Source organism: Mixta sp. Marseille-Q2659, from assembly GCF_940807255.1.
Lineage (GTDB): Bacteria > Pseudomonadota > Gammaproteobacteria > Enterobacterales > Enterobacteriaceae > Mixta.
Genome location: NZ_CALNWY010000030.1, coordinates 15,648 through 38,569 on the forward strand (window position 1 = coordinate 15,648; position 22,922 = coordinate 38,569).

At 53.2% G+C, this 22,922-nt stretch carries 24 protein-coding genes and 2 pseudogenes; 18 read left to right on the plus strand and 8 right to left on the minus strand.

The features are described 5' to 3' along the window. Positions 1-119: 119 nt before the first annotated feature. From P3C52_RS17175 to P3C52_RS17195, 5 genes are all read right to left on the minus strand, one after another. Positions 120-446, minus strand: a complete 327-nt coding sequence (locus tag P3C52_RS17175; RefSeq protein ID WP_275556156.1) for a hypothetical protein — start codon at positions 444-446, stop codon at positions 120-122. A 975-nt stretch (positions 447-1,421) separates the two neighbouring features. Next, entirely contained in the window at positions 1,422-2,627 is a 1,206-nt protein-coding gene (gene tdcD, locus P3C52_RS17180) for a propionate kinase (RefSeq protein WP_275556157.1), read from the minus strand. Positions 2,628-2,657: 30 nt separating this feature from the next. Beyond that, entirely contained in the window at positions 2,658-3,989 is a 1,332-nt protein-coding gene (tdcC, locus tag P3C52_RS17185) for a threonine/serine transporter TdcC (protein WP_275556158.1), read from the minus strand. A gap of 11 nt (positions 3,990-4,000) precedes the next feature. Further along, a complete protein-coding gene (tdcB, locus tag P3C52_RS17190) occupies positions 4,001-4,990 on the minus strand; it encodes a bifunctional threonine ammonia-lyase/L-serine ammonia-lyase TdcB (RefSeq protein ID WP_275556159.1) in 990 nt (329 codons plus the stop codon). A 109-nt stretch (positions 4,991-5,099) separates the two neighbouring features. Beyond that, entirely contained in the window at positions 5,100-5,294 is a 195-nt protein-coding gene (locus P3C52_RS17195) for a hypothetical protein (protein ID WP_275556160.1), read from the minus strand. Positions 5,295-6,037: 743 nt separating this feature from the next. Between P3C52_RS17195 and P3C52_RS17200 the strand changes: the two are divergent. Beyond that, positions 6,038-6,215: pseudogene (locus tag P3C52_RS17200) on the plus strand (integrase); the annotation flags it as partial. Positions 6,216-6,237: 22 nt separating this feature from the next. Here P3C52_RS17200 and fliE read toward each other — a convergent pair. Further along, a complete protein-coding gene (gene fliE / locus P3C52_RS17205) occupies positions 6,238-6,549 on the minus strand; it encodes a flagellar hook-basal body complex protein FliE (RefSeq protein ID WP_275556161.1) in 312 nt (103 codons plus the stop codon). 227 nt (positions 6,550-6,776) lie between these two features. Between fliE and fliF the strand changes: the two genes are divergently transcribed. The 15 genes and pseudogenes from fliF (at position 6,777) to P3C52_RS17280 (ending at position 20,691) form a co-directional block, all read left to right on the plus strand. Next, positions 6,777-8,489 carry a flagellar basal-body MS-ring/collar protein FliF gene (gene fliF / locus P3C52_RS17210; protein WP_275556162.1) on the plus strand — a complete coding sequence of 571 codons (1,713 nt, stop codon included), beginning with the start codon at positions 6,777-6,779 and terminating at the stop codon, positions 8,487-8,489. Further along, on the plus strand, positions 8,486-9,478 hold the full coding sequence (gene fliG / locus P3C52_RS17215) for a flagellar motor switch protein FliG (protein WP_275556163.1): 993 nt from the start codon (positions 8,486-8,488) through the stop codon (positions 9,476-9,478). Before fliF ends, fliG begins: the two co-directional genes overlap by 4 nt. Continuing rightward, positions 9,471-10,178 carry a flagellar assembly protein FliH gene (gene fliH, locus P3C52_RS17220; protein WP_275556164.1) on the plus strand — a complete coding sequence of 236 codons (708 nt, stop codon included), beginning with the start codon at positions 9,471-9,473 and terminating at the stop codon, positions 10,176-10,178. Before fliG ends, fliH begins: the two co-directional genes overlap by 8 nt. Next, complete coding sequence (fliI, locus tag P3C52_RS17225) at positions 10,178-11,539, plus strand: flagellar protein export ATPase FliI (protein WP_275556165.1); 1,362 nt, start codon at positions 10,178-10,180, stop codon at positions 11,537-11,539. Before fliH ends, fliI begins: the two co-directional genes overlap by 1 nt. Positions 11,540-11,570: 31 nt before the next feature. Next, the gene (gene fliJ, locus P3C52_RS17230; protein WP_275556166.1) at positions 11,571-12,020 is read left to right on the plus strand and encodes a flagellar export protein FliJ; all 450 of its coding nucleotides are present in this window, start codon (positions 11,571-11,573) and stop codon (positions 12,018-12,020) included. Continuing rightward, positions 12,013-13,284, plus strand: coding sequence for a flagellar hook-length control protein FliK (locus P3C52_RS17235; RefSeq protein WP_275556167.1), 1,272 nt, complete (start codon positions 12,013-12,015; stop codon positions 13,282-13,284). The genes fliJ and P3C52_RS17235 overlap by 8 nt, the downstream gene beginning before the upstream one ends. A gap of 132 nt (positions 13,285-13,416) precedes the next feature. Then, positions 13,417-13,899 carry a flagellar basal body-associated protein FliL gene (gene fliL, locus P3C52_RS17240; RefSeq protein ID WP_275556168.1) on the plus strand — a complete coding sequence of 161 codons (483 nt, stop codon included), beginning with the start codon at positions 13,417-13,419 and terminating at the stop codon, positions 13,897-13,899. 4 nt (positions 13,900-13,903) lie between these two features. Then, positions 13,904-14,911 (plus strand): flagellar motor switch protein FliM, encoded by a 1,008-nt coding sequence (fliM, locus tag P3C52_RS17245; protein WP_275556169.1) that lies wholly within the window; start codon positions 13,904-13,906, stop codon positions 14,909-14,911. Further along, positions 14,904-15,314: a flagellar motor switch protein FliN gene (fliN, locus tag P3C52_RS17250; protein WP_275556170.1), complete on the plus strand. Its 411-nt coding sequence runs from the start codon at positions 14,904-14,906 to the stop codon at positions 15,312-15,314. The genes fliM and fliN overlap by 8 nt, the downstream gene beginning before the upstream one ends. 2 nt (positions 15,315-15,316) lie before the next feature. Next, on the plus strand, positions 15,317-15,721 hold the full coding sequence (gene fliO / locus P3C52_RS17255; protein WP_275556171.1) for a flagellar biosynthetic protein FliO: 405 nt from the start codon (positions 15,317-15,319) through the stop codon (positions 15,719-15,721). Further along, positions 15,721-16,449 (plus strand): annotated as a pseudogene (fliP, locus tag P3C52_RS17260) (flagellar type III secretion system pore protein FliP). Before fliO ends, fliP begins: the two are co-directional and overlap by 1 nt. Positions 16,450-16,464: 15 nt before the next feature. After that, positions 16,465-16,734, plus strand: coding sequence for a flagellar biosynthesis protein FliQ (gene fliQ, locus P3C52_RS17265; protein WP_275556172.1), 270 nt, complete (start codon positions 16,465-16,467; stop codon positions 16,732-16,734). A gap of 43 nt (positions 16,735-16,777) precedes the next feature. Beyond that, entirely contained in the window at positions 16,778-17,563 is a 786-nt protein-coding gene (fliR, locus tag P3C52_RS17270) for a flagellar biosynthetic protein FliR (protein ID WP_275556173.1), read from the plus strand. A gap of 648 nt (positions 17,564-18,211) precedes the next feature. Continuing rightward, complete coding sequence (gene rcsA, locus P3C52_RS17275; RefSeq protein ID WP_275556174.1) at positions 18,212-18,847, plus strand: transcriptional regulator RcsA; 636 nt, start codon at positions 18,212-18,214, stop codon at positions 18,845-18,847. Between the two features lie 143 nt (positions 18,848-18,990). Next, a complete protein-coding gene (locus P3C52_RS17280) occupies positions 18,991-20,691 on the plus strand; it encodes a methyl-accepting chemotaxis protein (protein ID WP_275556175.1) in 1,701 nt (566 codons plus the stop codon). Between the two features lie 62 nt (positions 20,692-20,753). Here P3C52_RS17280 and dsrB read toward each other — a convergent pair whose 3' ends face one another. After that, positions 20,754-20,951 carry a protein DsrB gene (dsrB, locus tag P3C52_RS17285; protein ID WP_275556176.1) on the minus strand — a complete coding sequence of 66 codons (198 nt, stop codon included), beginning with the start codon at positions 20,949-20,951 and terminating at the stop codon, positions 20,754-20,756. A gap of 55 nt (positions 20,952-21,006) precedes the next feature. Next, positions 21,007-21,165 carry a YqaE/Pmp3 family membrane protein gene (locus P3C52_RS17290; RefSeq protein WP_038625380.1) on the minus strand — a complete coding sequence of 53 codons (159 nt, stop codon included), beginning with the start codon at positions 21,163-21,165 and terminating at the stop codon, positions 21,007-21,009. Positions 21,166-21,517: 352 nt separating this feature from the next. On the opposite strand from P3C52_RS17290, the gene P3C52_RS17295 reads away from it, so the two are divergent. Beyond that, positions 21,518-21,706 carry a DUF2525 domain-containing protein gene (locus P3C52_RS17295; protein WP_275556177.1) on the plus strand — a complete coding sequence of 63 codons (189 nt, stop codon included), beginning with the start codon at positions 21,518-21,520 and terminating at the stop codon, positions 21,704-21,706. Between the two features lie 370 nt (positions 21,707-22,076). Beyond that, entirely contained in the window at positions 22,077-22,883 is an 807-nt protein-coding gene (locus P3C52_RS17300) for a mannosyl-3-phosphoglycerate phosphatase-related protein (protein WP_275556178.1), read from the plus strand. Positions 22,884-22,922: the final 39 nt, after the last annotated feature.

Consider the following 22,922-nt stretch of genomic DNA (forward strand, 5'->3'; position numbering starts at 1 on the left):
TTGAATATTTCGGCCAGGCTCGTTTCTGTATGGCCAGCTTGCGTGACCATTGGCTGAGTTCGATTTTCCAGTACAGGCTTTGCGCCGGGCAAAAATATACACGCCGGTGCAGTTCTGGCCTAAAGAGAAACTTTAGGCTCACTGGTTTTTAATGCTTCATCGGCATAGCTGTGAATGCGCGCTATCGCCACGGCAAGACGCTTCGCTTTTCCCGGTGCCTGACTAATCATTCTTATTTTTTTAGCCTGCACGGCAATAGTTTGTTTTAGTTTTTCATTTTCCATTAGCAGCGTGGTACCTTCGCTTTTTTGCAGCTGTTCGCAATAAAGCATTAAAGAAGAAAAATCGTTGGCATTCAGCGTTACGGTTTCAGGCGTCCTTTTTTCAATCCAGCTAAGTAATGCGCTTATCCGTTCCGGTGACCAGTCTGAGTTAAATCTGTTCATAAATACCCCTGGTAATATGCTGTGTAATTAAAACAATATATAAATTCTAATCTGTTGAATTTAGAAGGCCGCTATTATTAACGAATGGCTGCAACTTTTAACATGATCAAAATCAAGAATAAAAGGACACTATTGGCCCTAATTCTTCCTGTCAGGCTATTTTTTATAAATTCAGATTTTCCCTGGCCTGAATAAATACTGGCGATTCATTGAACAAAAATCATTAATAATTAGCCAAAACCCCTGATATGAATGCGTTTTTAGCGTGAAATTTGATCAACAGAAAGAAAGCAGATGGGTTTCAAAGAGAAAAAATTTGTAGCGCAGAATGTAAAATCAATAAAAAAGTACCAATCTATTTTAAAGTGCTGTAAAAAAACATCAAAATTAATACTTTATTTTTAATTGGCACTGTTACGCAGTTTATTTTTAATTTAAAAATAAAACGCCCAGCTAAAATTAAAATCATGCTATTAGTTTCTAAGGAAATTAATTTTATTCACTTGCACTTAAACTCGCCAAATTTACCGACACCTTTTATAAGGCTTTATTAAATAATATAAAAATCCCACCGAAACGAAGTGGCATTAGCGCGACACCGATGAATGGGCGAATCCGGCCCGATAAAACTTAAAGGCTGCGCATTAATTTTAAAAACATCATGTCTACAATAAGTTTTTATATGGTTTCTCTTGTTAATGAAATGATCTAAATTCATGCCCAATGTACTTTTCAGGTTAAGTATATTAACAACTTTTATTTCCTTAGCTGCCTTCGCACCGCCATAATGCCGGGCAGAAATTTCCTGCCCGGCGTTGCTAATGTATAGGCAACTTAACAGCTTTCACACGCACCTTGCCACCGTAGCCCGCCCATCATCAGGCTGCACATTGTCGATATATTCGCCAGCCGCTCGCTTGTTTTATCAGGTGCGCTGCGGCTATTGATCTCAGCCTTCATGATTATTCCTGCGTATCAGCAGATCGCAGCCAGACACACCTCCTCAAGCCGGAGGGCGTCCAGCGCAATCATTTTTTCTTCGTTGGTAGGGATCACCGCACAGGCTGTACGCGACGCAGAAGGGGTAATGACATGTTCACCTTCGCTGTTCGGCAGATTATTTTTAGCGTAGTCCAACTCAATGCCGAACACCTTCAGGCGATCCGTCACAAGTTTGCGAACCAATGCGGAGTTCTCGCCGATGCCGCCGGTAAAGATTACGCCGTCCAGCCGATGCAGTGAGGCCACATGTCCGGCAATATGCCTTGCGATACGGTACGCAAAAGTCTTAATTGCCAGTTGCGCGCGCCCGTGGCCGCTATGCCAGGCTTTATCCAGCGTACGCAGATCGGAAGAGAGGCCCGAGATACCGAGTAAACCGGATTCCTTGTTAACGACTCGCTCCAGTTCGTCCAGCGACTGACCGGTCTGCCGCGCAAGCCATACCATAGCGCCAAAATCAATATCTCCGCAGCGGGTGCCCATAATCAGCCCTTCCAGCGGCGTCATTCCCATCGAGGTATCCGCACTTTTACCGTTGCGCACCGCGCAGACCGATGCGCCATTGCCGAGATGAGCAATCACCAGACCGCTGTCGTCCGGTGTAAGGCTCAGCAGCCTGTGGGCCTGTTGTGAAACGTAGCGATGCGAGGTGCCGTGAAAACCGTAACGACGCACGCCCAGCTCTTCGTAATAACGGTACGGCAAACCGTACAGATAGGCTTCGGGCGGCAAGGTCTGGTGGAAGCTGGTATCAAATACGGCCACCTGCCGCACGCCCGGGAATCGCTGCTGGGCCGCCTCCACGCCGTTGAGATTGGCGTAGTTGTGCAACGGTGCCAGCGGGGAAACCTGACGAATTTGCTCGATCACTTCTGCAGTAATCAGGGTGGACTCGCTGAAAAGCGTCCCTCCGTGAGCGATACGGTGGCCAATTAAGGCCACGCTGCTCATCAGGTCACGCTTTTCCAATTCCAGGGCGATGGCGGCCAGCGCCCCCTCGTAATCCCGGCGGGCCAGGGGGACTGGCTCGCTTCCATTCAAGATGATAAAGGCATTTTCAGTGTTAACACCGTCCGCCATGCCCGTCACCAGCTCCTCACCGTCTGCCACATCCAGTACGGAAAACTTCACCGATGACGATCCGCAGTTAATTACCAGTACAACCGGAAATTCAGTCATATCGTGACTCCACTCTTCCTGAGCGTTAAATCAGAACAGTTTGTAGACGATGTTCAGAATGGTCAGCAGGCCAACCGCCGTTACGAACAGGTTATCCAGCCGGCCTTTGTATTTCGCCAGCGCGGGCACCTTGCGAATGGCATACATTGGCAGCAGACACAGCAGAGAAGCGATGATTGGCGCGCCCATGGCTTCGATCAGATCGAGAATGTTGGGATTGACATAGGCCACGACCCAGGTCGATCCCATGATGAAGATCATGCTGATGGTATTAAGTTTGCCAACGGAGACTTTCTGCTTATCGCCTTTGTAGCCGAACTTCAGGATCAGGCCGTTCAGCCCTTCCAGCGTGCCCAGATAGTGGCCGAAGAAGGATTTAAAAATGGCGACCAGCGCAATAACCGAGGCGCCATATTCCAGCGTGGTGGCAAAGGTCGATTTCGTACCGGAGAGCGAGGCAAAATGGTTAGCCAGGTAAGAAAGTACCGGAATATTCTGCGCTTTGGCATCCGCCATGTTTTGCGGGGAGAGCGTAAACAGGCAGCTGAAGGCGAAGAACATAACGACTGCCACCATCAGTATGCTGGCGCGGCTGATAATTTTGGCACATTTCTGCTCGGTAAAGGCTTTACCAAATTCGCCTTCATATTCTTCACGTTGTGACACCACGAAAGAAGAGACGATAGGCGAGAAGTTGAAGGAGAAGACCATGATGGAGATGCCCAGCCAGACGGTAACCAGGATCCCGTCGTGCCCGATAAACGAAATGTCGCTCAGGTTTACCTGATCGATGACCGCGGAGTTCCAGTAGGGGATCAGCGACAATGAGATAATCACCAGGCTGGCAATAAACGGGAATACCAGAAAGCTCATCACTTTCACCATCAGGTCCTTACCAAACCAGATGACGAACGCCATCAGCAGCAGCAGGAACAGCGCAACGAAGCCGCGGTTGAGCGCTGGCAGATGAAGCTGGTTTTCCCAGAAAGTCATAAAGGTATTGGTGATGGTTACGCCGTAAATCCACAGCAGCGGACAAATGGCGAAGAAGTAAAGGAAAGTAATCACCACTCCGCCCGTTTTGCCGAAGTGTTCTTCTACCGTTTCGGTAATGTTGCCCGACGGATTGCTTCCGGACAAACAGAGACGCGCCAGCGCGCGGTGGCAGTAAAAGGCGATTGGGTAGGCAAGCAGCAGCATCAGCAAAATGGGGATTAACCCGCCGAAGCCTGCACGTATGGGGAAAAACAATACCCCGGCGCCGATGGCCGTCCCAAACAGCCCAAGTGTCCAGGTAGTATCGAATTTGCGCCAGGACGACTCTTTCGTCTGACTGACGGCGATGCTTTCTGAGTTACTCATAAGCGATCCTTTTATGCATTAACGAAGCCAGTAATTTGTGAAACGCGGGTGAGATCGATATTGCCGCCAGAGATAATGCTGACGGTTTTTCGGCCCTGAATATATTGATCGAGCTTGCCGCTTAACAGCGCGGCGGTTGCCAGCGCGCCTGCGCCCTCGGTAATGACCTTATTTCGCTGAATCAGCGCAACCATGCTGTTGCGGATCTCCTCTTCGCTGACCAGTACGATGTCATCAACCAGCTCACGCACGATTTCAAAGGTTAAAATGCCCGGGCGGGAAACGTCACAGCCGTCGGCTAAAGTACCGGTAGTACGGTGGCTTAAAATTTCTCCGGCGTAATATGAGGCAGCCATGCCGTGAACGTTCTGCGACTGCACGCCAATAATTTTGATGGTGGGGTTAATGGATTTAATCGCCGTGGCGATACCGGCAATCAGGCCGCCGCCGCCGATCGGAACAATCACGTTATCGACGTCATACAGGTCTTCCAGTATTTCCAGTCCGATAGTGCCTTGCCCGGCGATCACGTAAGGATCGTCATAAGGTGGAATAAAGATGCGCCCCTCCATCTCAACGATTTCGCTCGCTTTGGTCAGGGTATCGTTGAAGTTATCGCCGTGCAGCACCACCTCAGCGGAGTAGTCGCGCGTGGCGGCAACCTTGGATTTCGGCGCGCCCACCGGCATTACCACTTTGCCGTCAATGCCCAGCATGGCGCAGGAGAGAGAGACGCCCTGAGCGTGGTTGCCCGCGGAACAGGCCACCACGCCCTTGCGTTTTTCAGCGTCCGTCAGCGAGCTTAATTTATTAAAGGCGCCGCGAATTTTAAACGAACCGGTGCGCTGCATATTTTCAAACTTGAGGAAAATTTCGCCTTTGCAGCATTCGCTGAGATAATTCGAACGCGGCATACCGGTTTTATAAATCTTGCCAGCCAGACGTTGACGGGCGGCCTGAATATCTTCAATCGTTATCGGGAGATCGTAAGTAATATGCATAAATTCCTCTTTTAAGCATTAAACATCATTTTGTTAAAACAAAGCCTGAACGTCGGCGCGTTATTAAAACCGCCGGGTAAGTTAAAACCGCAACGTTCTGTTTATTTATTCAACGATGCCAGCGTCTTTCATCTACTGGCATTTTGCGCGGCATAGTGCTGCGCCAGAACGACATATATTGAGGCGGGTTTTTATTAGCGTGAATGTGCAGGTTTTGCTCTGCGCTGGTAAGCGTGATGCCCGGCTTCTTACGTAAAGCCTGCTCTACGTCAGGCCATTCATTAGCCTGAATGATTTTGTTCATGGCCGCTTGCGTCAAGTCTGGCTGTCGGGCGCCAGAACTACTTGTAATGCCTTGCTGAAATATAACGAGATGCTGCGTTTTCGGTAGAATAATCGTGTGCATAATATTCTTCGCCTATTCCCTAAGACAGTTCGGATTCTACTCAACATTATTTAAAGGGAGATGTGCTATTACTCACAAATTACCTTTTTACGCTGACCACTAATAAGAATACATCAATAGAAACAGAAAATTCATAGAGGTAGGAAAATAATGACCAATGTGTTACTGATTTAAATCAATAAAAGAAGTGAAGATGAATTAACTTTGTGGCGATAATTCTGTCGTTCTTTTCGACTCAATAAACATTACCAGCGGCTATATTTCAGGCAATTAACGTTGAATAAATAACCAATATTTTAATTACCGTTTTTTGTAATTTTTAAAATAGAAAAATAAAAAAGTGGCTGGCTCAACGTAAAAAGAGAGACGCATCATATATTCACGGCGCAAATGTCATGAATTTAAATAGTTGTTTATCAATTTTGTCATGACCGATACACCTCAACGCAACATAACAACAATCCCGGGCATTAGCAGTTTTGCAGCATGTAATACTGCGTTTTCTGTTCATGATGGAGAGGAGTGGAAGGCTTTTTACCATTAAGCAGTCAAATGTGTCTGGCGTCGCAAATTTAAAAATTGCCCTGATGCAGGATGGCGCGTTGCTCAGCTGGCCGATGGGATAATTGGTTTGTCGCCCAGGCGCTAACCTGAACCTTACAGCAAACCAAATGGGCCACTCAAATTCCCAGATGGTTTACCAGGTACAGGGCGTGGATGCCGGAGAATAATAACGAGCAAGTTAATCTTCTCAACGCCAAGTTGAACGAATTTGTCCTACATATGCCCTACAGGAGAACAGCAGATCAAGTTATTTAATATTTTTCAGTAACCTACCCCACTACACCTGCATATTCATGATTTCCTGATAGGCCGATACCAGCTTATTACGTACCTGAATGCCCATCTGCATCGAAATCGACGATTTCTGCAGATCGACCATCACATCGTTCAGCTGGATGCCCGGTTTGCCCATCGCGAAATCTTGTGCCTGTGCGCGCGCATGGTTTTGCGTATCGCTGATTTTATTCAGCGCGGCTTTCATCTGCGCGGCGAAGTCAGCCTGCGCAACGTTATCGGTGCTTCTGTTGCTGGCCTGCAGCGAACCCAGCTGCAGCTGTTGAATCACGCTTTCTATCCCCTGGATTGCCATGTTTACCCTCTTTATTGGCGGCTCGCTTAGTTGACGGAGTAAAACTTAACACAAAGTCAATAGGACAAAGGGTGTAAATGACAGCAAAAAACATGGCTTATTCACCCATCGAAATTTGGGATTCAGAAAATAATGGCAGCCATTAGAAGTGGAACTTTTCTAAGCCGTATCAGGGAGTCAGTTTTGTCACCACTTAACACACAGTCCGGTCAACTGTCAGGCAGGAAATGGTCATGAATGCTACCGCAACTCAGGAAACAACAAATAAGAAAGGCTTAAATGACCTTGTTGCTCGCCTGCGCGCCAATCCGCGGATCCCGCTGATCATCGCTGCAGCCGCCGCCACCGCCATCATTGTGGCGATGGTGCTGTGGGCGAAAGCACCGGATTATCGCGTCCTTTATAACAACCTTTCAAATGAGGATGGCGGCGCGATCGTGACGCAGCTGACTCAGATGAACATCCCCTACCGCTTCGAGGAAAACGGCGGCGCGCTGATGGTGCCCGCAGAAAAGGTGCATGAGCTGCGCCTGCGCCTCGCTCAGCAGGGGCTGCCGAAAGGCGGCGCCGTCGGCTTTGAGCTGCTGGATAAAGAGAAGTTCGGCATCAGCCAGTTCAGCGAACAGGTTAACTACCAGCGCGCGCTGGAAGGCGAGCTGTCACGTACCATCGAAACCCTCGGTCCGGTAAAAAGCGCGCGCATCCACCTGGCGATGCCAAAACCGACGCTGTTTGTGCGCGAGCAAAAATCCCCTTCCGCTTCCGTCACGCTGAACCTGCAACCGGGACGCGCGCTGGATGAAGGCCAAATCAGCGCCATCGTGCATATGGTTTCCAGCAGCGTGGCCGGTTTGCCGCCAGGCAACGTAACCGTGGTCGATCAGAGCGGCCGCCTGCTGACCCGTTCCGACGCTGCCGGTCGCGATCTGAATGACGCACAGCTGAAATACGCTACCGAAGTGGAAAGCCGCTATCAGCAGCGTATTGAAGCGATCCTCGGGCCGATTGTCGGAAACGGCAACGTACATGCGCAGGTGACCGCGCAGATCGATTTCGACGCCCGTGAACAGACTGAAGAACAGTACAAACCGAACAGCGACCCGGCTAACGCCGCCGTACGTTCACGTCAGAGCAGCAGCAGCGAGCAACTGGGCGGCCAGTATCCGGGCGGCGTTCCGGGCGCGCTCTCTAACCAGCCTGCCCCTGCCAATAACGCGCCGATTGAACAGCCGAAAGCGAACGCGGCGAACGGTAACAACGCGAACGCAGCCGCGAACGCGACGACGGCCAGCACCAACAACGCGCGTCCGGTGCCGTCCAATACGCATCACGACGACACGACCAACTACGAGCTGGATCGCACCATTCGTCATACCAAAATGAATGTGGGAAGCGTGAAGCGTCTGTCGGTGGCGGTGGTGGTGAACTATCGCGCCGATGATAAAGGCAAAGCGGTGGCGCTGAATGAGAAACAGCTGAAGCAGATTGAAGATTTAACACGTGAAGCGATGGGCTACTCCAGCGATCGCGGCGACAGCGTGAACGTGGTGAACTCGCAGTTTACCCAGACTGATGAAACCGGCGGCGACCTTCCGTTCTGGCAGCAGCAGTCCTTCTTCGAGCAGATGATGAATGCCGGACGCTGGCTGCTGGTCGCGCTGGTCGCCTTCATCCTCTACCGCAAGCTGGTTCGTCCGCAGCTGGTACGTAAGCAGGAAATCGCCAAACTGGCGACCGAACAGGCGGCTCAGCAGACCAAAGAGCGCCAGGAAGAAGAAGCCTACTCTGTTTCGCTCAGCAAAGATGAGCTGGAGCAGGAACGTAAATCTAAACATCGCGTGAGCGCCGAAGTGATGAGCCAGCGCATCCGCGATATGTCTGAAAACGATCCGCGCGTTGTGGCGCTGGTTATCCGCCAATGGATGAGTAACGAACTATGAGTCTGACCGGTACTGAAAAAAGCGCCGTCCTGCTGATGACGATTGGTGAAGACCGCGCCGCCGAGGTGTTCAAGCACCTCAGCACACGCGAAGTGCAGCACCTCAGCGCGGCGATGGCCAATATGCGCCAGGTCTCCCACCAGCAGCTGGCGGAAGTCCTGCGCGAGTTTGAAGCGGATGCCGAGCAGTTTGCTGCGCTGAGCCTGAACTCCAACGAGTATCTGCGTTCGGTGCTGGTCAAGGCGCTGGGCGAAGAGCGCGCCTCGACGCTGCTGGAAGATATTCTGGAAACGCGCGAAACCACTACCGGTATGGAAACGCTCAACTTTATGGAGCCGCAAGCGGCGGCCGATCTGATCCGCGACGAACATCCGCAGATCATCGCCACTATCCTGGTGCATCTGAAGCGTTCTCAGGCGGCGGATATTCTGGCCCAGTTCGACGATCGTCTGCGTCACGACGTGATGCTGCGTATCGCCACCTTCGGCGGCGTCCAGCCGGCGGCGCTGGCGGAACTGACCGAAGTCCTCAACTCGCTGCTCGACGGTCAGAACCTCAAGCGCGCGAAGATGGGCGGCGTAAGAACCGCGGCGGAAATCATCAACCTGATGAAAACGCAGCAGGAAGAAGCGGTTATGGAAGCGGTTCGCGAGTTCGACGGCGAGCTGGCACAGAAAATTATCGACGAGATGTTCCTGTTCGAAAACCTGGTGGATGTGGACGACCGCAGTATCCAGCGTCTGCTGCAGGAAGTGGAATCCGAGTCGCTGCTGGTTGCGCTGAAAGGCGCCGATCAGCCGCTGCGCGAGAAGTTCCTCAAAAACATGTCGCAGCGTGCGGCCGATATTCTGCGCGACGACCTTGCCAACCGTGGCCCGGTACGTATGTCGATGGTAGAGAACGAACAGAAAGCGATCCTGCTGATTGTCCGTCGTCTGGCGGAGAGCGGCGAAATGGTCATTGGCGGCGGCGAGGAAACCTATGTCTGATGCCTTTTCTTCTCGTCCGTGGCAGCTCTGGCAGCCTGACGATTTAGCGCGCTTCGATCAGCCTGAGCCGAAGCCTGCCGCCGAGCCTGACTTCAGCTTTGATGAAAGCGAGATGTCAGAAGAGGCAATCCAGCAATCGCAGCTGGAGCAGATGCAGATGCAGGCGCGCCTTGATGCTCACGCGCAGGGTTACGCCGAAGGTCAGCAGAAAGGTTTTAACGAAGGTAAACAGGCAGGTTTCGATGCCGGTTTTCAGCAGGGGCTGGCGGAAGCACAGCAGCAGCAGGCGCCGTTGCAGGCGCGTATGCAGCAGTTGGTGACTGAGTTTCAGCACACGCTGGAGGCGCTGGATAGCGTTATCGCTTCGCGGCTGCTGCAGCTGGCGCTGGAAGCGGCGCGTCAGGTCATCGGCCAGGCGACGGCGGTCGATGGCTCTGCCCTGCTGCGTCAGATTCAGCAGATGATCCAACAGGAGCCCATGTTCAGCGGCAAGCCGCAGCTGCGCGTCCATCCTGACGATCTGCAACGCATTGAACAAACGCTCGGCCCGACGCTCGATCTGCACGGCTGGCGTTTGCTGGCCGACAGCTCGCTGCATCCCGGCGGCTGTAAGCTGAGCGCCGAAGATGGCGATCTGGACGCCAGCGTGGCGACGCGCTGGCATGAACTGTGCCGCCTGGCGGCGCCGGGAGAACTCTGATGACCACCCGTCTTTCACGCTGGCTGGGATCGCTGGACGCCTTTGAACAGCGTCTGGCGGAGGTGCCAAATGTGCGCCGCTATGGCCGACTGACACGTGCCACCGGTCTGGTGCTGGAGGCGACCGGCCTGCAGCTGCCGCTGGGTGCCACCTGCGTTATTGAACGTAACGACGGCAAACAGATCGCGGAAGTGGAAAGCGAAGTGGTCGGGTTTAACGGTCAGAAACTCTTTTTAATGCCCCTGGAAGAAGTAGAAGGCATTTTGCCTGGCGCGCGCGTGTTTGCGCGCGGCAACGGCGACAGTGCGCAGAGCGGTAAACAGTTGATGCTGGGCCCGCAGCTGCTGGGCCGCGTGCTGGATGGCAGCGGTCGTCCGCTGGATGGCCTGCCCGCGCCGGAAACCGGCTATCGCGCTCCGCTGATCACCCCGCCCTTTAACCCGCTGCAACGTACACCGATTACCGATGTGCTGGATACCGGCGTGCGCGCCATTAACGCGCTGCTGACGGTTGGTCGCGGCCAGCGTATGGGATTGTTCGCGGGTTCCGGCGTCGGCAAATCGGTACTGCTCGGCATGATGGCGCGCTACACCAAAGCGGACGTTATCGTGGTCGGGCTGATTGGTGAGCGCGGACGCGAAGTAAAAGACTTTATTGAAAATATTCTGGGCACCGAAGGCCGCGCGCGCTCGGTGGTGATTGCCGCCCCGGCGGATGTTTCTCCCCTGCTGCGTATGCAGGGTGCGGCCTACGCCACGCGCATCGCCGAAGATTTTCGCGATCGCGGGCAGCATGTGCTGCTGATTATGGATTCGTTAACGCGCTATGCGATGGCGCAGCGTGAGATCGCGCTGGCGATCGGCGAGCCGCCAGCGACCAAAGGCTATCCACCTTCGGTCTTCGCCAAGCTGCCGGCACTGGTGGAACGCGCCGGTAACGGCATCGACGGCGGCGGTTCCATTACCGCGTTTTATACCGTTCTGACCGAAGGCGACGATCAGCAGGACCCGATCGCCGACTCCGCGCGCGCCATTCTTGACGGCCACGTGGTGCTGTCGCGTCGGCTGGCGGAAGCGGGCCACTATCCGGCCATTGATATTGAAGCATCCATCAGCCGCGCAATGACCGCGCTGATCGATGAAACGCACTATGCGCGCGTGCGCCAGTTTAAGCAGTTGCTCTCCAGCTATCAGCGCAACCGCGATCTGATTAGCGTCGGCGCCTACGCCGCCGGTAGCGATCCGATGCTGGATAAGGCGATTAAGCTCTGGCCGATGCTGGAATCTTTTCTGCAGCAGGGCATTTTCGAGCGCAGCAGCTATGACGATGCCTGCCTGCATCTGCAGGCGATTTTTGGTTGATATTCGACGTACGGAATGAGGTCACCTGACGATGGCGAAACCCAACAGTGCGATGGAAACCCTGCGCGACCTGGCGCAGAAAGAGGTAGAAGACGCGGCGATCCGGCTGGGCGTGATGCGCCGCGCCCAACAGCAGGCGGATGAGCAGCTGAATATGCTGCTCAACTATCAGGATGAATATCGCAACAAGCTGAATAACAACATGTCAGCGGGGATCGCCAGTTCGCGCTGGACCAATTATCACCAGTTTATCCAGACGCTGGAAAAAGCCATTGAGCAGCACCGCCACCAGCTGTCGCAATGCACACAGAAAGTGGAGCAGGCGCTTAACGTCTGGCGCAACAAACAGCAGCGGCTGCACGCCTGGGAAACGCTGCAGGCGCGTTCGCAGGCTAATGAATTACTACAGGAAAACCGTCTCGATCAGAAACGGATGGATGAGTATGCCCAGCGGGCATCTTTGAGGAAGGCTAATGATTAAGTTGCCCACATCAGTCAATACCGTCAGCGTCGAGAGCGCTAACGATCTTTCTGCCGGCATCAGCGCTGGCGCTACCGGTGGCGATGCCGCCACGAGCGGTCAGCTGCCGGAAGCGTTTTTGACCCTGCTCGGCAACCGGCTGTTGACGCTGGCGAAACAGGGCGATGCGAAAACCGCGCTGCCCGGCGTGACGGAAAAGCCGACGGCGGACAATGTTCCGACGACCGAACTGAATCAGCTGCTGAGCGCGCTGGACAAACCGGGTGCGCTTAATGCGCTGTTAATGCCGGAAAAGTCTAAAGAGAACCTGAAGGCCGCCGATGATAAGGATGAGCTGAAACGTGACAGTCTAAGCGCGACGGATCAGCAGTCGTTACAGGCGCTGTTCGCCATGCTGCCGCAAACGCCACTGGTACAGCAGGCAGCAAAAAGTAATGAATTACAGACTGACGGCGTCGCGCTGAGCGCCGCTGGCGGCCAGAGCAGCAATCTGAAAGCCGCGCTGGCGGCGTTAACCGCTCAGCAACCTGCCGCGACAGCGGACGCTGGCGCAGAGAAGCCGAGCCTGACCACGGGCGCATCGCTTAACGTGGCGGCGACAACTACCGCCGCGCCAGCAACCGGCAGCGATGACGGCAGCCAGACCGCCAGCTTCCAGAGCCTGCTGAACGGCATGCGTCAGGATGAGGGCAACGAGAATAAAGAGAGCCTGCCGACCCACGCGCTGAGCGCGCTGTCGGCGGTAATGAATAATGCCAGCGCTGCAACCGCCGCGCCCACCGCGTCAGCCACGACCATGACGCCGGTAACGTCGCAGATTAACGCGCAGCTCGGCAGCCCGGAATGGCAGCAGGCGGTAAGCCAGCAGGTATTGATGTTCAGCCGCAACGGACAGCAGAACGCTGAGCTGCGTCTGCACCCGGACGATCTGGGCGCCATCCAGATCAGCCTGAAGCTGGATAACGACCAGGCGCAGCTGAATATGGTGTCCGGCCACAGCCAGGTGCGCGCCGCGCTGGAAGCCGCCATGCCGCATCTGCGCACCGCGCTGGCGGAGAGCGGCATCAACCTGACCCAGAGCAATGTCAGCAGCGATGCCTTCCCGCAAAGCCAAAATAACGGCCAACAGGAAGCACGCCGCGACCAGCCGCAGAGCGGATTTTCGCTGACGGCGGATCGGGATGACGAGATAACGCCGCTGGCCGTTCCCGCCGCTTTACAGGCGCGCGCGGCGGGCAGTAGCGCAGTAGATACATTCGCCTGATGGCGACAAACGCCAAAGGTAAAAGCAAAAGGCGCGTCTTTTCCCCCCATTGATCGGCGAGAGACGCGGGATAATCACTCTCGGCTCGCCACTACGGCCTGCCCCAGATAATTCACAGGGTATTTCTGCAAAATGTCTGATAACGCGAAAGCCAAAGGCCGCAAACGTTCCATCCTGATCCCGGTGTTACTGGTTGTAACGCTGGCCGCTTGCAGCGTGGCAGGCTATGCAGTCTGGCGAATAATGAATAAAACCGACGGTCATCAGGCGGCCGCGAAAGTGGAACCGCCTGCCGCACCGGTCTTTTTTGCTCTTGATACATTTACGGTTAACCTGGTCAATGCGGATAACGATCCCGATCGCGTGCTGTACGTAGGCTTTACCCTGCGTCTGCCCGATGAGGCAACCCGTGCCCGCATGAACGACTATCTGCCTGAAGTTCGTAGCCGGTTACTGCTGCTGCTCTCACGCCAGGATTCTTTGAAACTGGCTTCGGAACAGGGTAAGCAGGCGCTGGTAGAACAGATCAAGCAGTCGCTGGCACCGCCGCTGGTTAAAGGTCAACCTCCGCAGGTCGTAAACGATGTACTGTTTACCGCCTTCATTTTGAGGTGAGTTAATGGGCGATAGCATTCTTTCACAAGCTGAGATTGACGCGCTTCTCAATGGCGACAGTGAAAGCGCGGAAGATGATAAGAACAAAAGTGTGGGCGATGACAATATTCGCCCCTACGATCCGAATACCCAGCGTCGCGTGGTGCGCGAGCGCCTGCAGGCGCTGGAAATTATCAATGAACGTTTTGCGCGTCAGTTCCGTATGGGACTGTTTAACCTGCTGCGTCGCAGCCCGGATATTAGCGTTGGGGCGATTAAAATTCAGCCGTACCATGAATTTGCCCGCAACCTGCCGGTGCCGACCAACCTGAACCTGATCCATCTGAAACCGCTGCGCGGCACGGCCCTGTTCGTGTTCTCGCCCAGCCTGGTGTTTATCGCGGTGGACAACCTGTTCGGCGGCGACGGTCGTTTTCCGACCAAGGTAGAAGGACGCGAATTTACCCATACGGAACAGCGCGTGATTCGCCGCATGCTGAAGCTGGCGCTGGAAGGCTACAGCGACGCATGGAAAGCGATTTATCCGCTGGATGTCGAATATGTGCGTTCGGAAATGCAGGTGAAATTTACCAATATCACCACCTCGCCGAACGACATCGTGGTAACCACGCCGTTTCAGGTGGAGATCGGCAACCTGGTTGGGGAATTTAATATCTGTATCCCCTTCAGCATGATCGAGCCGCTGCGTGAACTGTTGGTTAACCCGCCGCTGGAGAACTCGCGGCAGGAAGATAAGCACTGGCGCGAAACGCTGGTGAAGCAGGTGCAGCACTCCGAACTGGAGTTGATCGCCAACTTTGCCGATGTCTCGTTGCGCCTGTCGCGTATTTTGCAGCTGAAACCCGGCGATGTATTACCGATTGAAAAACCGGATCGCATTATCGCCCACGTGGACGGCGTTCCGGTGTTGACCAGCCAGTATGGTACCCAAAATGGACAATACGCGCTGCGTGTAGAACACTTGATTAACCCGATATTGAATTCGTTGAATGAGGAACAGCCCGATGAGTGACAGCAAAAAAACGTCCGATGACAGCATCTCTGCGGACGATCTGTGGGCTGAGGCGATGAGTGAACAAGCCTCGACCGAGAGCGCGTCATCCACCGAAAGCGTGTTCAAGTCGCTGGACAGCAAAGATATCGGCGGATCGTTGCAGGACATCGATCTGATTATGGATATTCCGGTCAAGCTGACGGTCGAACTGGGCCGCACCAAGATGACCATCAAAGAACTGCTGCGTCTGACGCAGGGTTCAGTGGTGGCGCTGGAAGGTCTGGCTGGCGAGCCGCTGGATATCCTGATTAACGGCTACCTGATTGCGCAGGGTGAAGTGGTGGTGGTGAACGATAAATATGGCGTGCGCATTACCGACATCATTACGCCGTCTGAACGTATGCGCCGTTTGAGCCGTTAATAATGAATAACAGCACCCAGCAGGCAACATCACAACACACCGCGCAGCCCGCCTTCTCTACCGGCTCGGCGCTGACGCAGGTCAGCAGCGTGCTGGCCGGGATCGTACTGCTAATCCTGGCCTTCGCCTGGCTGGCGAAACGTCTCGGCTTTACGCCAAAACGTCTGGGCGGCCCGCAGGCGCTGAAAATCAGCGCCAGCGTGCAGGTCGGCCAGCGCGAGCGCGTGGTGATTGTCGATGTGGAAGATGCCCGCCTGGTGCTGGGCGTGACCGCGCAGCAGATTACCCATCTGCATACGCTGCCGCCGAAAGATCCCGAACAACAGGATGCGCCGCCCGCTCAGGCGGCACCTGACTTCCGTCAGATTTTACAGACGTTAGTGAAACGTCCCGGAAAACCCCAATGATTCGTCGTCTGCTTCCGTTGTTGCCGCTGCTGCTGTTAACGCCAGAGGTACACGCTCAGTTGCGGCCTGGTCACTCAACCGCTGCCGAACGGCGGTCAGAGCTGGTCTTTGCCGGTGCAGACGCTGGTTTTATTACCTCGCTGACCTTTTTGCCGGCCATTTTGCTGATGATGACCAGCTTTACGCGCATCATTATCGTCTTTGGCCTGCTGCGCAACGCGCTGGGCACGCCCTCCGCGCCGCCAAACCAGGTGCTGCTGGGGCTGTCGCTGTTCCTGACCTTTTTTATCATGGCGCCGGTGTTCGACAAGATTTATCAGGATGCCTATTTGCCGTTCAGTCAGGACAAGATTTCAATGGATGTGGCGCTGGATAAAGGCGCGCAGCCGCTGCGCGAATTTATGTTGCGCCAGACGCGCGAAGCCGATCTTGCGCTGTTTGCCCGTCTGGCAAATACCGCGCCGATCGCCGGGCCGGAAGCGGTGCCGATGCGCATTCTGCTGCCCGCCTATGTGACCAGCGAGCTGAAAACCGCTTTTCAGATTGGCTTTACCGTATTTATTCCGTTTTTGATTATCGATCTGGTGATTGCCAGCGTATTGATGGCGTTGGGGATGATGATGGTCCCGCCAGCAACCATCGCCCTGCCCTTTAAGCTGATGTTATTTGTGTTGGTGGACGGCTGGCAACTGCTGGTCGGATCGCTGGCGCAGAGCTTTTATTCCTGATACCCGGAGCAAATCATGTCCCCAGAATCGGTAATGGTCCTTGGCCACGACGCGATGAAAGTCGCCCTGATGGTGGCCGCCCCTCTGTTGCTGGCCGCGCTGGTAAGCGGTCTGTTTATCAGCCTGCTGCAGGCAGCAACCCAGGTGAACGAACAAACCCTCTCTTTTATTCCCAAAATTCTGGCCGTTGCCGCCACCGTCGTGGTGGCGGGGCCGTGGATGCTGAACCTGCTGCTGGACTATATCCGCACCCTGTTCAGCAACCTGCCTTATATGATTGGCTAGCCGCAAGGCTGGCCCTGCTTCGCGCCATTCCTGAGAGATCGTTATGTTAACGCTGGACAGCAACCAACTTCTGCTCTGGATCGGTCAGTTTTTCTGGCCGCTGGTGCGTTTGCTGGCATTGTTCAGTACCGCTCCGATTTTCAGTGAACGTTCTGTCTCTAAAAAGGTCAAAATCGGCCTGGCGGTAATGATTACCTGGATTCTGGCACCGCAATTGCCACCCACAACGGTCACGCTCTTTTCCGTGGGCGGCTTCTGGCTGCTGATTCAGCAGATCCTGATCGGCATTGCGTTAGGTTTTACGATGCAGTTTGCTTTTGCTGCCGTACGGATGGCGGGCGAACTGATCGGATTACAGATGGGGCTCTCTTTTGCTACCTTCTTTGATCCCGGCAGCCGACTCAATATGCCGGTGCTGGCCCGCTTCCTGGATATGCTGGCGATGCTGCTGTTTTTAACCTTCAACGGACATTTGTGGTTAATTTCGCTGCTGGCGGACAGTTTTCATACATTACCGATTGGCGGAGACCCCCTTAATGCCAATGCATTCCTGACGCTTGCCAAAGCGGGGGGTTTAATCTTCCTGAACGGCATGAGACTTGCACTGCCGCTAATCATTTTATTGCTCACGATTAACCTGGCCCTGGGTTTGTTAAACCGTGTTGCACCTCAGCTATCCGTTTTCGCTATAGGGTTCCCTGTAACCTTATCGATCGGAATTTTAACAATCGGTATACTTATGCCGCTTCTTGCCCCCTTCTGCGAGTATCTGTTCAGCGAAGTATTTGATTTACTTTCTGACATACTTTCTGAAATGCCGCAAAACTAAACTCCAACATTTCTTAAGCCGCACTAAAGCAATACTTAAGCGACCACAATGTTTCTGCGTACTTTTCGAACCATTTTTATCAGAATTTCACTGAGGAAAATCTGATAAATTGCGTTTGGCGATGAAAATTATTCGCATAAAATGCCGCATCGCGTATTTTAAAACGGACTTCGCAACGGATTTATTGTTGGGTCTGGTCTGAGACAAGTTCGCAAATGAATGTTTTCGAAAGGAAAATTTTTCTGCTGTTTTTTCTTGTCTAAAATGGATTTTTACGGCATTGTCAACGCTCCCGAGTTCAATACACATTCGCAAAACAAATGATTTTAAGATTTGTCCTATCAGGATTATCTGAGTTGTGCGCGATAGTGGAAACGTTCTCAAAAGTTGCGTCTGACGCTGAGCCTGGGCAAATTGTCATCCCGACAGGTTGCCGCTCGCGTTCTGCTGCGCTTAAGGCAGTCTTTTATGCTGCCCTGCGAAAAACCTGCTGTATTTACAAGGAAGAAAGATGACCTCAGCAATGCTTCGTTTCGAATTCAGCACAGCTGAGTAAAATTACAAGATTGTTAATAGAAATCTTTCCCGTACCGCAAACGCGTATTCATCGTTGATTTAACGGATAACAAATTGGTGAGGGTCGCTATCATGCCAACGATTATTATGGATTCATGCAGCTACACACGTCTGGGTTTAATGGATTACATGGCTACAAAAGGGATTAAAAAGAAAAATATCTCATCCGTTAACGATATTGAGCAGCTACAAATTAAGTGCCAGCAGTTAAAACCTGGCGTCGTCTTTATTAACGAAGAGTGCTTCATTCATGAAGCTGATTCCAGTGAACGTATCCGCAATATTATTTTGCAGCATCCCGATACGTTATTTTTTATCTTTATGGCGATCGCTAATATCCACTTTGAGGAATATCTCTACGTTCGTAAGAACCTGATTATTACATCAAAGTCGGTAAAATCCGCCACGCTGGATAAATTATTAAGCAGCTATTTACAGAAGAAAGCTAGCGCTAACACACGCATCTCCTCTGGCATTGACGCGAATCCATTGACGCTCAGCCAGACTGAATCAAATATGTTAAAAATGTGGATGTCCGGGCACGATACCATTCAGATATCCGACAAAATGCAAATAAAAGCCAAGACGGTTTCGTCCCATAAAGGCAATATTAAACGCAAAATTAAAACCCATAATAAACAGGTGATTTATCATGTGGTACGCCTGACGGATAATGTGACGTCCGGTATCTATGTCAATGTAAGATAATGATTATGGCCGACCTTGTCGGCCATAATTGTTTTGTTTTTTGCGACACGCCTCTCAATTATCCCGCTAAGCCTTTTGCCAGGGATGCCGATGCTTATATCAGATCGGCTATCGCTAACCCTACCTATAGAGAGCAAAAGGATATGAAAACCACCTCCCCTGATGAGGCCCAGGATCGCGTCAGCTTTTGGCAACATCTGCGCCTGGTTCCCATGTTTACCACCATATTTGCCGGTATCTTAGTGTTGTTTGCCCTGTGCATCGGCCTTTCCGGCTGGTTTTTGCTACAGAGCAACGGCTCGCTGGATGAGGCAACACAAGAAATCCAGGTCCGCATGGGCTTATCGAATAGCTCCAACCATCTGCGCACTGCCCGCCTGCTGGTTATTCATGCCGCCGCCGCCGCCCGTATCGGTGAAATGGATGAGTTTCGTTCTATTCTGGGCGCGGTAGAAAAGCGTCTCGGCCAGGCACAGCAGAATTTTGATACCTACCTTAATCGCCCAAATAAAAGTGCCGCCGACAGCGAACTCGATGCGCCCTTAAAAGAACGTTTCAACGCCTACCTTAATCAGGGGCTGGTTCCAATGGTGAAATCGGCCAAACAGGGAAGCTTTGAGGGCGTGATCGCGCAGGAAACCGATGTGACCCGCAAGCTGGACGACAGCTATAACGAAGTATTATTAAAGGCGATTAAGATCCGTACCGCCCGCGCCGAAGCGATCAATCAGCAGGCGACGGCGCAGCTGCATCTCGGCTTTATTATTATGGGCGCAGCGTTCGCCGTGGCGCTGGTGCTGACGCTGATGACCTTTATCTTTTTACGTCGGGTGGTGATCCATCCGCTGCATCAGGCGGGCGAGCGCATTGCGCGCATTGCCGCAGGCGATCTTACCGCACCGTCTCGTCACTGGGGACGCGGAGAAATTGGCGTGCTGAGCGCTAACCTGCAGGCAATGCAGCAGGCCTTAGTGCAAACCGTCGGCGTAGTGCGCGAAGGCGCCGTGGCGATCTATCAGGGTTCCGGTGAAATTACCGCCGGCAATACCGATCTCTCTTCCCGCACCGAGCAGCAGGCTTCCGCGCTGGAGCAGACCGCCGCCAGTATGGAAGAGCTGACCGCGACGGTGAAGCAGAACGCCGATAACGCGCATCATGCCAGCCAGCTGGCGGCTGATGCCTCCGGCAAGGCGCGCGAAGGCGGCGATATTGTTAGCGGCGTGATTCATACCATGAACAATATCTCCGGCAGCTCGAAAAAAATCGCCGAGATTACAACAGTCATTAACAGTATCGCCTTCCAGACCAATATTCTGGCGCTGAACGCGGCGGTTGAGGCAGCCCGTGCCGGTGAACAGGGACGCGGCTTTGCGGTCGTGGCCAGCGAAGTGCGCAGTCTGGCGCAGCGCAGTGCCCAGGCAGCGAAAGAGATTGAAGGGTTAATCTCCGAATCGGTGCAGCTGATCGGCCAGGGTTCGGCGCAAGTCACCCACGCTGGTTCCACCATGACTGATATTGTTGATGCGGTACGCCGCGTAACCGATATTATGGCGGAAATTGCCGCCGCTTCCGATGAGCAGAGCCGCGGTATTCAGCAGGTAAGCCAGGCCGTTACGGAGATGGATAACGTCACGCAGCAAAACGCCGCGCTGGTGGAAGAAGCGTCCTCCGCCGCCGCCTCGCTGGAAGAACAGGCCGCACGCCTGACGCAGGCGGTCGCCGCGTTCCGCTTGTCGCAGCAGGAGAGCGCCTCCCCTGCCAAAGCGCTGACGCCACCTAGAACACCGGCTGTGGAAAAACCGCGCCCGGCGCTGGCCGGAACGGATAACTGGGAAACCTTTTAACGTATTGAGAAGGGATTACGCCTGACAATAAAAAAGCCCACCTTTTCGGAGGTGGGCTTTTTTTATTTGTTGTCCGCGCTCGGCTCAACAAAGATGCCGTCTTGATGGCCGGTTTCATTAAAAAACCAGATGCCCAGCGGATAATCTTCCAGCGCCACCAGATACATGGTGCCTTCATTAAAATCCTCGACCGCCAGAATAGTGCCTGGCCGACGCGGGCCGCCATCGGTTTTTACCGTGACGCGATCGTTTACTTTCATCTTTTATGCTCTCTTAATCAGGCCGTTACTATAAGAGCGGAGCATAAACGGCGAATTAACGACGCGCAATAACCCAGACCGCATGAATAATACCGGGAATATAGCCCAGCAGCGTAAGCAGAATGTTTAGCCAGAATGCGCCGCCAAAACCCACCTGTAAAAATACACCCAGCGGCGGTAGCAAAATGGCAATAATGATGCGCAATAAATCCATAACCTCTCCTATTTTCTTCATTTTTCCAGCGGTTAAGTGTAGCAGAAGTGTTATTTAGCGCCTGTCAGCTTGGGTAAAGTTAGTGAATGTGTCTGCATAAGGTTGGCTAAAAGTAGATTGCTGACGGGGAAATTTTCATTTTCTTAACGTTTCATGGCGAGACTTTTGACAGTGGGATTATCTACACTGTTTCCACTGCACCAACCCCATAGGCGCAGTCAACCTAAAAGTAACAAGGATTTTGCCCGCGCAGCGCGGGCCTTTTTTTTGTTTTTTTCCGCTTTGCGATCCCGATGGCTTTACGTTGCCGCATTTCACCTATACTTAGGCGGCCGCCTGCTTTTCGGAGACGATGATGAACCAGAATAGTCATGGCAACCCCCCAATCTCTGAGCGTTCAGTCCGCCCCGATAACGCGCTGTTTGATAAAATGGACGTTGATGACGAATGGGAAGCGCAGCGCCGGGAGCGTGGTCAGGAGCTGGCGGAGGCGTTTGAACTGGATATTCATGATTGCTCAGTGAACGAAATGAATCGTTAAAACGGCAAAAAAATCCCGACCTGATCAGGCCGGGATGACAGAGTCGTCAATGAAATTCGTTACACCAGGAAATTCCCTAACGCCCGCAGAGTACGTTAATTTAAGGTTAAGAAAAATCTCATTTCGAAATAAACCCGATTATCTTTTATACAGCCCGTCGCGCTGGTTAACCTAAATTACTGGTTTAACATTAACCTGGCACGGTTTTATCCCCGTTTAACCCGCTTCAGAATGGTTATTTTTTCAGAATAATCTGATCAATCCACGCCTGCGCCTTTTACAGCAATCTCCCGTCATAATTAACATCTCTCGTTATACTTAGGCATCAGCATTTATCGGAGCGGACCTCCGTTCTTATGAGGATTTTTGCATGCCGCATCTGCACGACCCGTTAGTGATTGTCACCGACCTGGATGGTTCTCTGTTAGACCATCATACCTATAGCTGGCAGCCCGCAGAGCGCTGGCTTACCCAACTGCGCGACCAGCATATCCCGCTGGTAATTTGCACCAGTAAAACGGCGGCGGAGGTGATTCCTTTACAGCAACAGCTGGGCTTTCCTGGCGCGCCTTTTATTGCGGAAAACGGCGCGCTGGTGCAGATCGATGATGCCCAGGGCGAGATGGTGCGCCATCACGCCGGAAAAAATTACGCCGAAATTTGCCATACTCTGCAGCAGCTAAAACAGCAGTATCAGTTTCGCTTCACCGGCTTTGCTGATTTTACGGAGAAGGAACTGGTAAATATTACCGGCCTGCCGCCGGCTGATGCGGCAATGGCGCGTATGCGTGAAGCCTCGGAGGCGCTGGTCTGGCGCGATACCGAGGAGCAGTTTGCGCTGTTCCGACAACAACTGGAGCAGCAATCGCTGATGCTGGTACAGGGCGGGCGCTTCTGGCATGTAATGCCGAAAGGTAGCGGCAAGGGCGAAGCGCTGCGCTGGCTACTGCAAAATATGACCACCAACGGCGGAAAACGCTTCATTACCGTAGGGCTTGGTGACGGCCCAAACGATGCGCCGATGCTGGACAGCGTCGATTACGCCGTGGTGATCAAAGGCTACAGCAAGTATCCGGTTGAGCTAACGCGGCGCGATGAGCGGCACGTCTATCAAACCATGGAATATGGTCCGGCAGGCTGGAGCGAAGGCCTCGACTATTTTATTGCGCAGGAATAACCCAATCGCGGCACTCTTGCCCGATTGCTTATGGGGAGC

Bases quoted from the DNA above. Each gene is read 5' to 3' on its own strand.
- P3C52_RS17280 (WP_275556175.1), top strand. From the start codon at position 18,991: ATGAAAACCACCTCCCCTGATGAGGCCCAGGATCGCGTCAGCTTTTGG.
- tdcD (WP_275556157.1), bottom strand. From the start codon at position 2,627: ATGACTGAATTTCCGGTTGTACTGGTAATTAACTGCGGATCGTCATCG.
- tdcB (WP_275556159.1), bottom strand. From the start codon at position 4,990: ATGCATATTACTTACGATCTCCCGATAACGATTGAAGATATTCAGGCC.
- P3C52_RS17300 (WP_275556178.1), top strand. From the start codon at position 22,077: ATGCCGCATCTGCACGACCCGTTAGTGATTGTCACCGACCTGGATGGT.
- P3C52_RS17295 (WP_275556177.1), top strand. From the start codon at position 21,518: ATGATGAACCAGAATAGTCATGGCAACCCCCCAATCTCTGAGCGTTCA.
- dsrB (WP_275556176.1), bottom strand. From the start codon at position 20,951: ATGAAAGTAAACGATCGCGTCACGGTAAAAACCGATGGCGGCCCGCGT.
- fliJ (WP_275556166.1), top strand. From the start codon at position 11,571: ATGGCGAAACCCAACAGTGCGATGGAAACCCTGCGCGACCTGGCGCAG.
- P3C52_RS17290 (WP_038625380.1), bottom strand. From the start codon at position 21,165: ATGGATTTATTGCGCATCATTATTGCCATTTTGCTACCGCCGCTGGGT.
- fliO (WP_275556171.1), top strand. From the start codon at position 15,317: ATGAATAACAGCACCCAGCAGGCAACATCACAACACACCGCGCAGCCC.
- fliH (WP_275556164.1), top strand. From the start codon at position 9,471: ATGTCTGATGCCTTTTCTTCTCGTCCGTGGCAGCTCTGGCAGCCTGAC.
- fliI (WP_275556165.1), top strand. From the start codon at position 10,178: ATGACCACCCGTCTTTCACGCTGGCTGGGATCGCTGGACGCCTTTGAA.
- P3C52_RS17175 (WP_275556156.1), bottom strand. From the start codon at position 446: ATGAACAGATTTAACTCAGACTGGTCACCGGAACGGATAAGCGCATTA.
- P3C52_RS17235 (WP_275556167.1), top strand. From the start codon at position 12,013: ATGATTAAGTTGCCCACATCAGTCAATACCGTCAGCGTCGAGAGCGCT.
- rcsA (WP_275556174.1), top strand. From the start codon at position 18,212: ATGCCAACGATTATTATGGATTCATGCAGCTACACACGTCTGGGTTTA.
- P3C52_RS17195 (WP_275556160.1), bottom strand. From the start codon at position 5,294: ATGAACAAAATCATTCAGGCTAATGAATGGCCTGACGTAGAGCAGGCT.
- fliL (WP_275556168.1), top strand. From the start codon at position 13,417: ATGTCTGATAACGCGAAAGCCAAAGGCCGCAAACGTTCCATCCTGATC.
- fliN (WP_275556170.1), top strand. From the start codon at position 14,904: ATGAGTGACAGCAAAAAAACGTCCGATGACAGCATCTCTGCGGACGAT.
- tdcC (WP_275556158.1), bottom strand. From the start codon at position 3,989: ATGAGTAACTCAGAAAGCATCGCCGTCAGTCAGACGAAAGAGTCGTCC.
- fliR (WP_275556173.1), top strand. From the start codon at position 16,778: ATGTTAACGCTGGACAGCAACCAACTTCTGCTCTGGATCGGTCAGTTT.
- fliG (WP_275556163.1), top strand. From the start codon at position 8,486: ATGAGTCTGACCGGTACTGAAAAAAGCGCCGTCCTGCTGATGACGATT.
- fliQ (WP_275556172.1), top strand. From the start codon at position 16,465: ATGTCCCCAGAATCGGTAATGGTCCTTGGCCACGACGCGATGAAAGTC.
- fliM (WP_275556169.1), top strand. From the start codon at position 13,904: ATGGGCGATAGCATTCTTTCACAAGCTGAGATTGACGCGCTTCTCAAT.
- fliF (WP_275556162.1), top strand. From the start codon at position 6,777: ATGGTCATGAATGCTACCGCAACTCAGGAAACAACAAATAAGAAAGGC.
- fliE (WP_275556161.1), bottom strand. From the start codon at position 6,549: ATGGCAATCCAGGGGATAGAAAGCGTGATTCAACAGCTGCAGCTGGGT.